This is a genomic window from Paenibacillus melissococcoides (genome assembly GCA_944800085.1).
Lineage (GTDB): Bacteria > Bacillota > Bacilli > Paenibacillales > Paenibacillaceae > Paenibacillus_B > Paenibacillus_B melissococcoides.
In genome coordinates this window covers 126557-141405 of record CALYLO010000002.1, presented here as the reverse complement: position 1 = coordinate 141405, position 14849 = coordinate 126557, and the positions used below count along the sequence as shown (strand labels likewise).

Genomic DNA, 14849 nt, shown 5'->3' with positions numbered 1-14849 from the left:
GTCAACTTCGTGACCTGCCCTATCATGAACGGCCCATCCTTGGTTGCAACCATTGCGATGAACCGATAGCTTAACGTGCTTAACTATGCCATTGCATTTCTTTGAAAAAAAACATCGTTCACCCCGGGCAGTCTGCTGCTACAGGGAAATCTGCCGCGACAGAGCAACCTGCCGCTACTACAGGGCATCTGCCACTTACAGAACACTCTGCCCTACAGGACCCTCTGCCACTACCGAGCAGTCCGCTTAGAGAGCGGCCCGGGCTAATACAGAGCAATCCGCCCCAACTGCATCGTGTCGTCCACCTCGATAATGCCGAAGTGATCGCGCCAGTAGACTTCCGTATGGAAGCGCGCCGGCAGGAACAGATCGGTGATCAGCTCCACCTTCGCCCGGACCGACTCCGACTTTTCCTGGCCGACATAGATGAGCAATTCATCCTTGTCCTCGCAATTCACGTAAATCGTCGAACGGCGGAAAATGCGCCGCATCGTATCCCGCAGCAAATAAACGGCCTCGCCCGTCTCATACAGGCGCAACACATTGCACGCCACCGCTTCCTGCTCATCGCGGGTGAACAGCGGGATCGCTTCGCTCACGCGGCGGCCGAACCGTCCCTCCGCCATATCGCGCAGCACGAACCGGATATAATACTCGCGCCGGTTCATCCCCTGTCTGCGGTCAATCCCGGTCAGGAAGTGCAGAATGATGTCGAACAGCGCATGACGCAGCTCGGTATCCTCTTCGTTGTTGATATCGAACAGGTCCTTGAACAAGTCGTAGAACCGGTAGTACGGATTGACCTCGACCTTCTCCAGATGCTGCAGCGCGCGCGTGTTGAGATCCTGGAGACTGAGCTCCATATAGGGCGAGTAGACGCGGGCCGGAGCGAACCGGATATCCTTCGCCTCGATGCCGGCTTGTTCCGCCTGGATGACCAGATCCCATATATAATTCACGCCCATTCCCCTTCACACTTGTATTCCGGAAAAAACATCTGAACTTCCGACACGAGAAAGCTCATCTGATCCTGAAGCAGGAAGCGCTCGTTCTCCTCCGCCTGGCGCGCCCGGAAGGCGAGCCGCATCACCTTTTTGTCCCGTTCCGTGCGGACATTGTCGCTGACGAACGGATTCATCTCGTACGTCTGCGGCGATCCGTCGCTCCGATCGCGGATATCGACCCGCTCCAGCTCAAGCAGGCGAGCCGCATCGAACGCATGCACGAGGCGGATGATCTCCCCCGTCGCCCGCACAATCTGCCCCTGCCGGCGGGCATATTTTCCGATGAAGCCATCCGTTCTCCGGTTGGAGACGAGCGGATAGCTCAGGCTGCCGAGGCGGGAGGCGACGGGCTGGGCGATTTTGAGGACGCTCCAGATGCCCGCCTTCTCCTGCGGCGACACGATGGTCAGCTCATCCCGCGAACGCTTGATATACCGGATGTTCTCCTCGTCGCCCTCCACCAGATAACCGTGCTCGCTGCCCGTCTTGTGCAGCGACAGCACATGCTCGTAGTTAATCCGATCGGAGGCGGGAACCGGGAAGCCGCTGTTCTTGATGGCCAGCCGCTCGATATTCCACAGCGGAACGATATCGACCCGCTTATACGGCTCGTATTCCTCCAGATCGACCGTAATCTCGCTGATCTCCTCATCTTCCTGCGGCACGGCGTCGCAATGCGTCAGCAGCACGTCGACGAATTTGTAGGCGTACGGATGATTGAGTGTCTTCCACGGCACATTGTTTTGTTGGAACACGTGATACAGCTTCTCGATCTCGTCAATATAGCGCCGGCTCTGCACGAGCCGGACCGAGATCGGATAACGTCCGCCGGAAGTGATCATCTCCCCGCGGAACGTTCGCTCCCCTTCCAGCAGCCCCCGGAGCGCCGCATAATCGCATTCGAGGAACAGCGTGAACAGCAGCGCCTCTTCCTTCCGCTGCAAATGGTCCAGCAGCCGGCTCATGTCGATCAGCTTCGGCGCCGCGTCCTCCGGCAGCATCGGATGCAGGAACTCGTGAATCGGGTCCAACTCGTCGCGGCGGCACAGCGAGACGAAGACATCATGCTTCTCTTCGCCGTCCTCCACCTCATCGAACACTTTGCGCTCCATCTTCCGGTTCATCTCTTCCTGATATTCCACCAGATTGAGGAACAACCCGGTCATCAGCTGCTTCAGCAGCTTGCGCTGCTCCAGATCCTCCATTTTGCTTAATCGATCGGAAATGATATCCTTCATGGCGATGATCGACCCCTCCTTCTCCTCAGCTTGCCCGGGCGCGGGCATGATCCCCGGCGGTTGCCTCTCCCGTGCCTCGCTGACACGGCATGCCCCCGGGTATCTTGGCCGCTGCTCCCATACCCGACTGTGCGGCGCGGCTTCCTGCGGAAGCGTCCGCGGCTCGGCATCAGACAGGCAACGCAGCGGAAGTGACCCGACGGAGTGCCGCCTCCGGCGGGGAGTGCCTCCACGGGCGTGTCCGCGGGGCCCCCGACGGTGAGGCCTTGCCACGTAGTGCCTGCGGGAGCACACCTGACAGCGCGGGCTGCCAACCCGCAGGAAGCGCCTGTAGCTCCCGCAGCGCCGCCTCCCGCCCGGACACAATGTGCCGCGGGCCAGATATGCTTTGACACGATGCGTGATTTCGCATGTTCCGGGCGCATCCCGGCAGAAAATCCTGCAAAATTACACTTTTGCTTGTTTAGCACTGCCCGCTCCGCAACAATCCTGCAAAAATGCACCTTTTTGATCGGTCGTCCCCGGATTTGGCCCGCTATGGGCAAAATTGATGTAGTTTTGCAGCAATTTCCACCTTTCGGCGCTGGTTCCGGCGAAAATCCTGCGCGTGTGCAGGAATTCCTGATCAGCTCGACTAAATTACCGCGTTGGGGCTTCTTCCGATTCTCCGGTGTCCGCCCCTGAATTCATGCCTGGGTTCGTGCTTGAACCAGCGCCGGAGTTCGTCCCGGAGTTTGTACCAGAACCAGGGTCAGAGTTCCTCCCGGAATTTGTGCCAGCGCCGGCGCCGGAGTTCGCGTCAGAGTTCCTCCCGGATCCTGCGCCCGAGCCGGATCCCGCAGCCGCGCCCCCATTCGCGGCGCCTGCGGTTTCTCCCGCGCCGCTTCCCGTCCCGGACGCGGCAGCGCTGCCGCCGCCGGAACCTCCGCTCTGGCCAGCGGCATTGGCTCCCGCCGCTGGCGGCGTTTGCCCCGTCCCGGCCGGTACGGCGCCGGCCCCGGAAGCGTCCGCGCCGGCGGCAGGCGGCGGGTTGAGCTTGTCGACCGCCTTGTCGATCTTCCGCTCCATGCCCAGCACCCGCTCCAGCATGTCAATTTCCTGATAGATCTGCTGCGCTGCCGAATAAGCGTCAATCGCCCCGACATAGTCCTGGGCGGCGAACTGCTGATCGCCCTTTTTCTCGAGCTTGTCGCCCTCGAGCAGCCGCTTCTCCCGCTTCAGCCCGGTGACCTTCTCTTCCGCGTCCTCCAGCTTCTTGCGAATCTCCTTCTCGCCGTCGACGAAGCCTTCCTCGATGGCCGCCCGGCGCGCCTTCTGGTACGAGCTGCGCGCGCCGACGAAGTCCTGCGTCTCGAACTTCATGTCCCCTTCCTGCACCCAGCTCATAATCTGCATATACAGGTTGGTGCGCTCGATTTTCTCCTCGAGCTCCTTATGGTTGAACTCCTTGTACGGCTTCGCTTCCTCCTGCGCTTTGACGTATTTCTCCAGCGCCTTGGCGAAGTCTCGTTCCTTGAAAAAGCCGTCTCCGTCCACCATCAACTGCATCAAGCGCTGCTTCTTGTCGAACAGATCGCGGTGATAGCGGTCCTTCAAGCGCTTGGCCATATTTCGCGCCTCGCTGTACTCGTTCACGGCCTTCGCATAATCGCCTTCCTTCATGTACGTGTCGGCGTTCTGCTGGAACTCGATCATATTCGCGGCCGCCTCCGCTTTGCGCGCGGCTTCCTTCGCGTACAGGTAGATGGCGCCGCCTCCCGCCACGGCCAGGATGACCAGCGCGATCAGCCATTTTTTGAGCTGTCGCCACTTCTTCTTCGGATCCTCCTTGAACGCCTTGTTCACGTAGACGGCGACGGCGGTATAATTATTGACCGTGCCGCGCTGCTTGCTGAGCAGCACGTCCTCGAGCGTATCGGTGAAGTCCTCCGGCTCCTTCGCCTCCTCAAGCGCATCCAGCATCTCCAGGCGGTGCACCTCTTCCCACAGGCCCGGCGTGCAGAGCAGCAGCACATCGCCGTCGGAGAGCGGCGCCTTTTTCGAGACGAACGGCTCGAAGCTATCGGGACGGCCCATATAATTGAGCAGATTATGACGCTCCGCATGATGGTCGATCGCCGCGTCCGAGATCTCGCCGGCATTCGCCATCGCCTGCGCCAGACTCTGATCCTGACTGCGCCCGAACAGGCGTCCGCCGCGGAAATGATACAGGCGCGCATGGCCCGCCACTGCCCAGACGATCTTCGAATAGTCCGTGACGACCAGGATCAGGCTCGCCTTGAGCCGCACCCGGCGGCTCTCTTCTCTGAGCCATTCATGCGCTTCCTGCATATACCGCTTGAGCCGCAGCGGAGACATCGTCGGCTTCTCGGTGAACCGCCCCAGGATGCTCTTCACGACCATCTCGGCGCTGTCCGCCTCCCGGTCCGCATCCAGGCCGTCCGCGACGACCCAGCAAGCCATATCGTCGAGCTCGACATAAGCGAAATAATCCTTGTTATGTAGAAAAGAACCGGCTTCCGACACGAAGCTGGTCTTGAAATCGCTGTTCTCCTTCCTCATCCGTACCCCCGCTTTTCCCCTATTCCGCACGCAGCTCTGCAGGCTCTCCTGCTCATGTGACGCGACCCGGCGAACCGACTGAACCGGCTTCTTCGGCTCCTTACATCCCGGCACACCGAATGCCACGGCTTATCCAGCCCTTGAGCTATCCAACATAGCGAAAGCCGCGGCTCACCGGCCTCTTAACTTCCGATACACCGAATACCCTGGCTTCTCCAGCCACTCAGCTTCCAACGCAGCGAATGCCACGGCCCTCCGACCTCTTAACTACCGGCACAGCGAATGCCATGCTCCCCCGGTCTCTCGACGTCCGACACAGCGAGTGTCTTGGCTCACCGGCCTCTCAACATCCGCCACAGAATGGCACGGCTGCCGCTACGAGAGCGTCTCAGGCTTCAGCCGCTGTCCGCACCGCAAGCTCCGGTCCTCTGCTCCCGGCACAGCGAATGCCCGGATTCCGGCGCACCGCAGACTCACGGTCGAACCAGGCCAGCCGGCTCACCCGCACTCAGTCATGATCGACGATGACAATCGTCGCGTTGTCCTGATTCGCCAGCCCCTTGGCTTCGATCGCCTCGATAATCTCCTCCGCGGCGTCATTCGGCGATATCGGTTGGGACAGAATCGCCTCCAGCTCCACCTCGGTCATCGTGTTGTAGACGCCGTCGCTGCACAGGATGACCCGGTCTCCGGGCCGAAGCTCGAACGGTTCGCTCCCCGTCTCCATCCGGGCGAAATGCTCGTAGCCCAAATAATTGATCAGCCGCTTCCGCAGCGGATGATCGATCGCTTCCTCCTTCGTCAGCTCCCCCGCCAGACAGCGCTCCTGCAGCACGGACTCCAGCGTATGCTTCTCATTCATCCGGATGAACTCCCCGTCCCGGAACACCATGATGACACTGTCCCCGACGGCGGCCCAATAGAGCCAGTCCCCGGCAATGACGCCAGCGACGAGGGTCGTTCCCCCGGGAGCGCCCTGGAGCTGCTGCAGGATCTCCGAATTGCTGACCTTCGCCGCCTTCGCGAAATAATCATGCACGTCCCGGATATCGGACAGCTTCAAAAATTCCCGGATGAACACGGTCACGGCAATCGTGCTCGCCAGACGCCCATGGGCGAGGCCGCTAATGCCGTCGGCCAGCACGGCGGCGGTGCCGTGCGGGGTCGTTACGCTGGAGAAATAATCATCCTGCTCGTCCCGAGTGCCGATCGTCTGCCCGTTCCCGATCGGAACTCCCGGCTTGTCGGCAGGGGCGTTCGCCAGCAAGCGGCGCAGCGCCCACGTTCGCCGCAGGCAAGGCCGCAAGCCAAGCAACCCAAGCAAGTCAAGCAAGTCAAGCAAGTCAAGCAAGCCAAGCAAGCCAAGCCGCCCATGCGGCCTCGCAAGGGATTGACGCCGTCTTCGTCCTGGACGTCAGTTATTCGATGAATGAGACCGACAAGGACGGCATCGCGGCGGAAGTCATCAATATGTTCATGGATATGAGCGATTCCGCCAAGACCCGGATCGGCTTCGTCGCCTACAACGACCGCATCGTGGAGACGCAGCCATTGACGTCCATCGCTTCGCCGGGACATCAGGCGAAGCTGAAGCAGAAGCTGCGGCAGATGCCGCGTTACGGCTATACCGATCTGGGGCTCGGCCTGCGCACGGGGGCGGAGATGCTCGCCTCGGACAAGGAAAAGAGCGGCGTTCCGTTCCTCATTCTGCTGTCCGATGGCGGCACCGACTTCGGCTATGCTTCCCGGGGGAGGACGGTGGAGGATTCGAACCGGGACGTGAAGCACGTCATCAAGCAAGCCCAAGCGCAAGGTTATCCCATCTACACAATCGGCCTGAACCACGACGGCTCGGTCAACAAGGAAGAGCTGGAGCGGATCGCCAAGCAGACGGGCGGAACCTCGTTCATTACCGACAGCGCGGATGATTTGCCCGATATTTTCAATCAAATCTTCGCCCATCAGATTCAGTCCGCTCTCGTGACGGTCGCGGCGGTAACGGCAACCGGCGATCTTCAGGAGGTGAAGGTGCCGATTCCGAACTCCAGCATGAGCGAAGCCAATATTATATTGCTCTCTTCGCATCCGCTGCGGGAGGCCCAACTGTATTACAGCTCCAAAAACGTGCGTCTGTACGAGTCGAATAAATACCGTCTGATGAAAATCATCCGTCTTGAGCAAGGAGAACTGGTCATCAAGCTGCGGGGCAAGCCGGGAGATTTCGTCAAAGTGAATCTGCTCGGGAACTATAGTTTGGGACCTGAACTGGTTCTGGAGTCCCAGGAGATTATAAAAGGGCAAAATACGAAATTTTTATCATACCTGCAGCATCCCGACGGTTCCCGGCTGGAGGATCCGCATGTATTCGACACGATGCAGGCGGAACTTGTCGTAACCAATCTCGATTCCGGCAAGGAGGAACGGACTCCGCTGGCCAGGAAGGGGAACGGGTTCGAGGGGGATTATATTTTCCGCCAAGCCGGCTCGTACCGCTGGCATGTCTATTTGCATGGCCCGGACTTCTACCGCATGAGCCCGGAGACCGAACGGGAGGTGGAGAATCTGCCGCCGGAAGCGGCCGCGGCCGGCCCCCTCTCCCTGACCAAGGAAGATGGCGAAGCGCGCATCGATTTGCGGGAATGGTTCCATGATCCGAACGGGGATGAACTGACCTTCCGGCTTCAGCCGGCAGCGGACAATAAGCTGGAAGGCGCTTATATCGAGGAACACTGGCTTATCGTGACGCCGCGGAAGACAGGCGATGCCTCGCTCGCCGTTCAAGCCTCCGATCCGGAAGGCGGCACCGCCGTCTCGACGCTGGCCTTCTCGGTGCGGTCCTACTGGGAGCTGCCGCTTCGGATTGGAGCCGGCGTCTTGTTCGCGGCCCTGATCGGCGGCGCGGCCTATCTGTGGCTGCGTCCGCGGCCCAAGTTCGCCGGACGGCTGGAGGGCTACTTCCTGAATACCGCCAGCGGCAATGACATTCCGGTGGCCTTCTGGCCGCTGTCATCTTTCGACAATCGCCGGGTCAGCCTGGCCGATCTGTTCCGCAGCCTCGACATTCATGAGCCGCTGCCGGAAGCGGATCGCATCCTGCTGGAGCCGGGGAAGGATGGCGTGCTGCGGGTGGTTCACCATACGTCGTGCGCGGTGGATAAGGGGCGGACGCCGATTCCGAAGGGCAAGAAGGAAGCTGTGCAATACAATGAGAAAATCTATGTAACGTTCGAGGACGGCATTACCGAGATCGAGCTTCGTTATAAGCCGTTCAAATCGGGCGCGGCCTCCACGGGGCGCCCGCATTCGCTGCCGGAATCGGGCTGATGCGGGAAGAGCCGGGGCGCAAGCCCCGGCTCTGTCTGTTATTGCTGTATACGCAACTAGGCCGCAAGCTAGCTCCCGCCCCGGGACATCGGCTCTTGCTCCGCCTGTTCCGGCAGGCGGCGGCCTTGAAGCCTCTCCTTCAGCGTCCATTTGAGATGCTCCGCATACAGCGCGATCCGGAACGGATTCAGCGAGGCGGGGCGCTTGCGGGAATGAATGGCCAATCCCTTCGTAATGACCCGGGCCAATAGAGGGGTCGTGCCCCTGCTCCGCTGCCGGATCGGCTCAACCTGATCACGGAACAGCCGTTGGGTCACATCCAGCGGCGGCTGGCCGCATAAGCAGAAGTACAGCGTCGCCGCCAGGCTGTAGATGTCGGCGGCCGGATCCTGCCGCGACGTCTCGGAGTACAGCTCCAAGGCCGAATAACCGGCTGTCGTAAAGATCGGCTGCCTGCCGCCCGCCTCATAATGCACTGCCGATCCGAAGTCGATCAGCTTCGGCTGTCCTTCCCGATCGATAATGATATTCCCCGGCTTGATATCGCGATGAATCAGGCCCTGTCTATGTATATATTCGAGCGCATCGATGATCGGCAGCATCGTCTCCTTGTAGAATCGGGCCTGGGACGGCGCCTGTCCTTCCCGAATATATTGCGCAAGCGTCATCCCCGGGCAGTAGGCCGTCACGAGATAGACCGTTCCGCCCTCTTCGAATTGATCGACATATTCGACGATGCAAGGATGGCTCAACTGCGCAAGCAGCGGCCCCTCCTTCGCGAAAATCGCCCGCTGCTCCTCGAACTGCGCCCTCGCTCCAGGCACGCGGCACCGCACGGAGCGCCGATCCCGATCCCGCCGCGCTAGGGCTTGCGGGAAAAATTCCTTGATCACGCACCATGATCCGCTCTCCATATGTCTCGCTTTGTAGACGATGGACAGCTCGCCGCTGGACACCACTTTTCCTATCCGATACTTGTTCTGCAGCCTCGTATTCCGTTTTAAGGCCGATTCGTTGACCGTCTGTGCCACCTGTTTCCCCCGCTCCGCCGTCAGCGCCTGCATGCCTCTGCTTCCCTCCGGCGCTGTGCCTGTACTTTCCTCCATTGTAGCAAGATCCCCCAACATTTTCTATTTCCTTGTCAACATTCCGCGGCGTGCACCATTTGTCGACAAAAACACCCTGCCCTTCCAGGTAAGGTGTCTATGGCGGCTTCGCCTCCGCGTGTTCATCCTGTCGTCCCGCCTCCATGCATCCTGACGCGGTTCCGCCCGTCCCGCTTCGCCGCATACAAGCTCCGATCCGCCATGTGCACGAGGGCTTGCGGATCAGGAGAATGCTCTTGCCGCCCCGGAATCCAGGTGGCTGCGCCAAGGCTGCATGTCACAAAATGGCTCACCTCGGACGCCTCGTGGGGGATAGCCAACGATTCCACCTGCAGCCGGATCCCCTCGGCGGCAATCGTCGCATTCATCGCCGGGGTATGCGGCAGAAGGATGGCGAATTCTTCCCCGCCATAGCGGGCCGCGACAGACAGCGGCTGAGTCACCGCGGTCTTGAGCGCCTGGGCCACCTGCCGCAGACATTCGTCCCCTGCCAGATGCCCGTAAGTGTCGTTATACCGCTTGAACTCGTCGATATCGAGCAGGATGAGCGACAGCGGACGGTTCTCCTGCTTCATCCGCTCCCATTCCTGCTGCAGCATCAAGTCGAAATAGCGGCGGTTGTATACCCCCGTCAACCCATCGGTATAGGAGAAATCGGTCAGCAGCCGATTCGCCATTTGAAGCTTCTTGTTTGCTTCCTTCAACTTTTCCTCGGCGGCGATGCGGTCGGTCACGTCGCGGAAATAGATGGATACGCCCTGCCCCGTCGGGAAAATTCGAAACTCCAGCCAGCGCTCCCGCAGCTTGTCATATTCCGTGAACCCCACCGGCTCGCTGCGCTCCATCACCTGATGCGCCATCGCATACAGTCTGCTGTCCAGCAGGCAAGGGCTGACGTCCCAGATCGAGCGGCCCTTGACCGCCTCGAAGTCGAGTCCGGTGTATTTCTCCGCTTCCTTGTTCATATAGGTATATTCCCATTTCCGATCTACGGCAAAAAAGGCATCCGTAATGCTGTCCAATATCGTCTCCACCCGCTCCTGCGACTGCTTCAGCGCCGCTTGCGACTGCATCAGCCGGAAATACAACTGGTTCAGTTCGTGGAAGAACACGGTCAGCAGCGCCGTCGACGAGACGAAGGAATTGAATCGGGCCGCATACCAGCCGATGCTGTACCGCTCTCCGGCGAACAGCGTCAGGTTGATGTCCATCCAGAACATAAAAGCGGACATCGTCAGCCACAGATGCAGCAAGCTCTGGGCCCGCGTCGCGATATATAGATAGACAAGGGCGAGTAGATTGAGCAGCCACAGCGCGGGGCCGATTCCCGTAGTAATCATCAGCCCGTAATGATTCTGTTCCACCAGAACAGGCAGCCCGTCCCGGAACTGCCCAAGCAGGTACGCCAGCACTGCAATCAGGAGCAGCACCGTGCCGAAGATGGCGGCGACCGTCGCCTTCTCCCGGCGTTCGGACAGGGCCGATTTCCATTTCCGGAGACTATAGGTGTACAGAATAATGCCGAGCGGAAATCCGCCATGCCAGATCGCCCAGAACCAGACCGAGGTCTGAGGGCCGGCATGAAGCAGACCCGTATCCGAAAAAATGCCCGGAAAGGTCAGCAGATACGGAATCGTAATCAAGCCGGCGAACCAAAAGGCGGCCGCGAGCAGAAGAATCGGCTTATACCCCGTCGCCCGGAACTGGACATACAGCAAGTAAGCGGTCATCAAATTCCCGAACACAATCCAGGCAATGAAAACAGACAGGAAAGGCCGGACCTCGGGCAGCGGCGTGTCGAAATAGGGACTGATCAGCAGCGAGATCGCCAATACCCCGATACTGAGATACAAGGCGGTCTTTCTCTGCACCGCTGTCGCCGGAATGTTAATCAGACTCGTTAACGGGTCGCGCATGCGCAGCATGGAGTGGAATCAACCTTTCGTCAGTCAATGGCTCATTTCGTCGAATCGTGTCACATCTTACTCTCATAGTAACAATACTATCCGCCTGTGAAAAGGAAAAACCGGGTACCCCACCTCTGGAGCGCCCGGTCCTTCATCTGTCTTATACCGTTCCGCTTGGGCGGCTTCCGCCGCGCGCATTACTTCCGTCTGCGCGGCGCCTTTCCCTTCTTGCCCGGGCCGGGCGCGGCGTTCCGCCCGGAGCGCGGTCCGGCCGCGGATGAGCCCCGCTGTCGGCCGCCCGCGGCGGCCGGCGCATGTCCGCGGCGAGCAGCCTGGGCCGCTCCGCCGCCTTTGCCCCGCTCGGCGCGCGCCCGGCCGGCCCGCCGGAGGTCCGAACCGGCTCCGGCACGGGCCGGATTCGGCCGCCGCGTTCGTTCGCCGCGGCCTTCGTCTTGCCCGCGGCGCGCAGCTTGGCGGCCGCTCTTGCCGCCGCCGGCTCTGCGGCGCTCCGGCCCCGCTTCGGCCGTGCCGCGCGTGCTTGCGCCCCGGCCGCTTCCATGCCGGGCGGCTCCGCGGCCGCTCTCGCCGCGCTCATTCCCGCCGCGCTCGTACCCGCTGCGCCCGACGGACGCGCCGTCTCGGCTCTGCCGCCGCAGCTTCATGCGGATGCCCCGCTCGATGAGGGCGAGATAGCTCTCGTCCCGGGGCGCGGCCAGCGTAATGGCCCATCCGGCACCGCCCGCACGGCCTGTCCGCCCGATCCGGTGAATATAGCTCTCCGCATCATTCGGAATATCATAGTTGAACACATGCGTAATTCCTTCCACATCCAGTCCGCGAGCCGCCAGATCGGTCGCCACCAGAAGCTGAACCTTCGCCTGCCGGAACCGCTTCATCACCTGCTCCCGCACCGCTTGGGTCAGATCCCCGTGAAGCTCGTCCGCATCATAGCCCTTCGCCTTGAGCGCCTCGTACAGCTTCTGGGCCCGCCGCTTCGTGCGGCAGAAAATGACGGCCTGATACGGCCGATGCTCGTCGAGGAGGCGGAACAGCGTCTCCTGCTTCGCCCGATCCGTCGTCTCCACCACCATCTGGCGAATCTCCTTCACCGTCACCTGCTCCGCCTCCACCCGGAGATCAAGCGGCGACCGCATAAAGCGCGCGGCGAGCGCCCGGACCGGCTCCGGCATCGTCGCCGAACAGAGCAGCGTCTGCCGGCTGGCCGGCGTGTGCGAGATGACGTCCTCCACTTCGGGGAGGAAGCCCATATGCAGCATCTGATCGGCTTCGTCCAGCACGAGCATGCGGATGCCGGAGCCGTCGAAGGTGCCCCGGCGCAAATGATCGGTCAAGCGGCCCGGCGTGCCGATGACCAATTGGCATGCTCCCTGCAGCTTGCGGATCTGCTTCTCCACATCCTGGCCTCCGTAAGCGGCCAGCACATGAATGCCTCCGCCTCCATCCGGGGCGGAATCCGTCAGCTTCTTCGCCTCTGCCGTAATCTGCAGCGCGAGCTCGCGCGTCGGCGCGACGATAAGCGCTTGCGCCTGGGGCTGCTCCGGGTCGATCCGCTGCAGGATCGGGAGCAGGAACGCCAGCGTTTTCCCCGTTCCGGTCTGCGCTTGCAGCACGGCATCCCGGCCGGCCAACGCGGCGGGGATCGCTTGCATCTGTATCGGCGTCGGCGCCGCAATGCCTTGCTTCGTTAATCGATTCGCCCACTCCTGGCGAATTCCTAATGATATAAAGCCTGACAGACAGGCCACCTCATTTCTTCGCTATGCGTATGCATCGGTTTCTCTAGTGTTCATGATCGTTTCATGGATTCATCCTATAGATTCGTTCCATGGATTCATACCTTGATTCGTCTCGTGAATTCGTTGCTTCGTCTTGGGAACGATTCCGGTCTTGCTTGCCGCCCCTGGCTTCGATCCCGGCGTCCTCCGTTCGAGATCCTCCGGCAAGTTCACTGTCCCGAATCGCCGGATCCGATAATCCGCTTCACCCGGCCGACCTGCCCGTCCTGCAGGCGATCCTTGATGCCATGCGGATGAGAGGCCGAATTCGTAAGAATATCTTTGACGACGCCCCGGGTTGTCTTGCCGGTGCGCTGATCCTGCTTCAGGACAATATCCACCTCGAGGCCGGGGCGGAGGCTCGCCCGCTGCTGCCCGCTCTGTTCCATATATGCTTCCCTCCTTCAAGCACGGCTTTTGCCCGTTTCGCCCGATCAAGCCGGGCGCCTCCTCGGATGTCGTCCCCTATTTGCGGCACACGGCGACGCCGATAAAATACCGCACTCCTTCCCGCGGCTTCTCGAACGTGACGCCGCGCTGATAGTAAATATCCGTCTCCGCGAACCGGGTGAACAGCTCCGCGAATTGCTCCGGTGTGAGCTGATGCACATGGAACGGCTCGTTCGTCGGCATTCCTCTCCCCCTGCCGAACGGACTCGACAGCACGAGGACGCCGCCCGGATTGAGCATCCTATACAGGTTGTCCATCAATTGCCGATCGTCGGCCACATGCTCCACCGTCTCGAAGCTCAATATCGTATCGAAGGTGCCCAGCTTGCCGGGCAGCTCCGGGTCCGTCGCATCCCCTTCGACGTGCGTCACCTTCTGATGATGATACTCCCGCCGTGCATATTGCAAGGTCGGAAGGTCATTGTCGACGGCGACAATCTCCGTCACCTCCCGCTTGCGCTCCTTCGCGACCAGATGGGAACCGTACCCGGTCCCGCAAGCGATATCGAGCACCCTGCCCCGGGCATACGGCGTCGCAAAGTAATAGCGGGCAATATGCTCCAGCAGCATCCCGTTCATCGGCTTCATCAGTTTGGGGATAATCCGCTCCCCTGTCCATTCCAGCATCCATTCACGCTCGATTCCGTTTTATTTTCCCCATGTTACAGGAAAGCAGGCAAAATTGCCACTATTCAAGCCGAACCATCCCGCGAACCACCCCGCCGTCAAGAGGCAGATTACGAACGAATGGCTTCATCCGCCGTCACCCAGGCGGGCACGCCCCCTTTTCTTCCCCCGTACAGACTTTTCTAGAGCCGCTTTACCTCCAGCTTCCCCCGAAAGCTGCAAAAATACATTTCTTTAACCGGTACCGTCTTCTTGAATAACCAATCCTGCAAATCTACAGGAATTCCAGCCATTTGAGCCAGGATTTCAGATGAAACAAGCAAAAAACTGCGTCCTTGCAGTAATTTGGCCGAATCCGCCCGCGAGATCGGGAAAATGATGTAAACTTGCAGTATTCCACCTTTTTCCTCAACATTTGTTCATTGGGGCTCAAGCGCGGCCGCTGTCCACTCCCCCCGCCCCGAACGAAAAGGACCCGCCAGCCATGACGGGTCCTTCCCTATGTTATCGCGCTTCCCGGGCCATCGTCCGTTCCCCCGGTACCCCTTATCCGCGCGGCAGCGGACGGAGGCTAACCCAGCCGTCCGGCGGAGGCGTCGACACGCTCCATATCCGCGATATAGGCGGCAATCTCCTGCTGCCGGGCCGACAGCTCCTGGCGGAACGCCATGAACCGCTCCCGGAGCTCGTCGGCGGATTGGCCTTTCCAATCGGCAATCCGCTGCAGCTGCCCGTGAATATATTGTTCATTCTGGCCCAGACGCTGAATGAGCTGCTCCATCTCCCGGACAGACCGGCGCAGGTCATTCAGCTCGGCCAATATGCGATGCTGCAT

11 protein-coding genes are annotated in these 14849 nt (G+C 60.5%); 1 reads left to right on the top strand and 10 read right to left on the bottom strand.

All coding sequences use genetic code 11. The annotated features are described in order from the left end of the window. Window positions 1–263: 263 nt before the first annotated feature. From OCY70_RS08805 to OCY70_RS08790, 4 genes are all read right to left on the bottom strand, one after another. Window positions 264–965 (bottom strand): iron-dependent peroxidase, encoded by a 702-nt coding sequence (locus OCY70_RS08805; protein ID WP_213427472.1) that lies wholly within the window; start codon window positions 963–965, stop codon window positions 264–266. Further along, window positions 956–2242, bottom strand: coding sequence for a normocyte-binding protein (locus OCY70_RS08800; RefSeq protein WP_213427471.1), 1287 nt, complete (start codon window positions 2240–2242; stop codon window positions 956–958). The genes OCY70_RS08805 and OCY70_RS08800 overlap by 10 nt, the downstream gene beginning before the upstream one ends. A 639-nt stretch (window positions 2243–2881) precedes the next feature. Then, window positions 2882–4930 carry a PP2C family protein-serine/threonine phosphatase gene (locus OCY70_RS08795; protein WP_249724834.1) on the bottom strand — a complete coding sequence of 683 codons (2049 nt, stop codon included), beginning with the start codon at window positions 4928–4930 and terminating at the stop codon, window positions 2882–2884. Window positions 4931–5312: 382 nt separating this feature from the next. Further along, the gene (locus OCY70_RS08790) at window positions 5313–6119 is read right to left on the bottom strand and encodes a PP2C family protein-serine/threonine phosphatase (protein ID WP_373871441.1); all 807 of its coding nucleotides are present in this window, start codon (window positions 6117–6119) and stop codon (window positions 5313–5315) included. Window positions 6120–6193: 74 nt separating this feature from the next. Here OCY70_RS08790 and OCY70_RS08785 point away from each other — a divergent pair, with 74 nt between their 5' ends. Continuing rightward, window positions 6194–8128, top strand: coding sequence for a vWA domain-containing protein (locus OCY70_RS08785; RefSeq protein WP_261944872.1), 1935 nt, complete (start codon window positions 6194–6196; stop codon window positions 8126–8128). A gap of 68 nt (window positions 8129–8196) precedes the next feature. Here the strand turns inward: OCY70_RS08785 and OCY70_RS08780 are convergent, their stop codons facing one another. From OCY70_RS08780 to OCY70_RS08755, 6 genes are all read right to left on the bottom strand, one after another. Beyond that, window positions 8197–9234 (bottom strand): serine/threonine protein kinase, encoded by a 1038-nt coding sequence (locus OCY70_RS08780; protein ID WP_249724830.1) that lies wholly within the window; start codon window positions 9232–9234, stop codon window positions 8197–8199. A gap of 122 nt (window positions 9235–9356) precedes the next feature. Continuing rightward, window positions 9357–11159: an MASE4 domain-containing protein gene (locus OCY70_RS08775; protein WP_213427470.1), complete on the bottom strand. Its 1803-nt coding sequence runs from the start codon at window positions 11157–11159 to the stop codon at window positions 9357–9359. Window positions 11160–11338: 179 nt separating this feature from the next. Continuing rightward, entirely contained in the window at window positions 11339–12811 is a 1473-nt protein-coding gene (locus OCY70_RS08770; RefSeq protein WP_249724840.1) for a DEAD/DEAH box helicase, read from the bottom strand. A gap of 296 nt (window positions 12812–13107) precedes the next feature. Continuing rightward, window positions 13108–13326, bottom strand: coding sequence for a YwbE family protein (locus OCY70_RS08765; RefSeq protein ID WP_213427469.1), 219 nt, complete (start codon window positions 13324–13326; stop codon window positions 13108–13110). A 76-nt stretch (window positions 13327–13402) separates the two neighbouring features. Continuing rightward, window positions 13403–14014, bottom strand: coding sequence for a class I SAM-dependent methyltransferase (locus OCY70_RS08760; protein WP_213427468.1), 612 nt, complete (start codon window positions 14012–14014; stop codon window positions 13403–13405). Window positions 14015–14585: 571 nt separating this feature from the next. Next, window positions 14586–14849 (bottom strand): hypothetical protein, encoded by a 264-nt coding sequence (locus OCY70_RS08755; RefSeq protein ID WP_213427467.1) that lies wholly within the window; start codon window positions 14847–14849, stop codon window positions 14586–14588.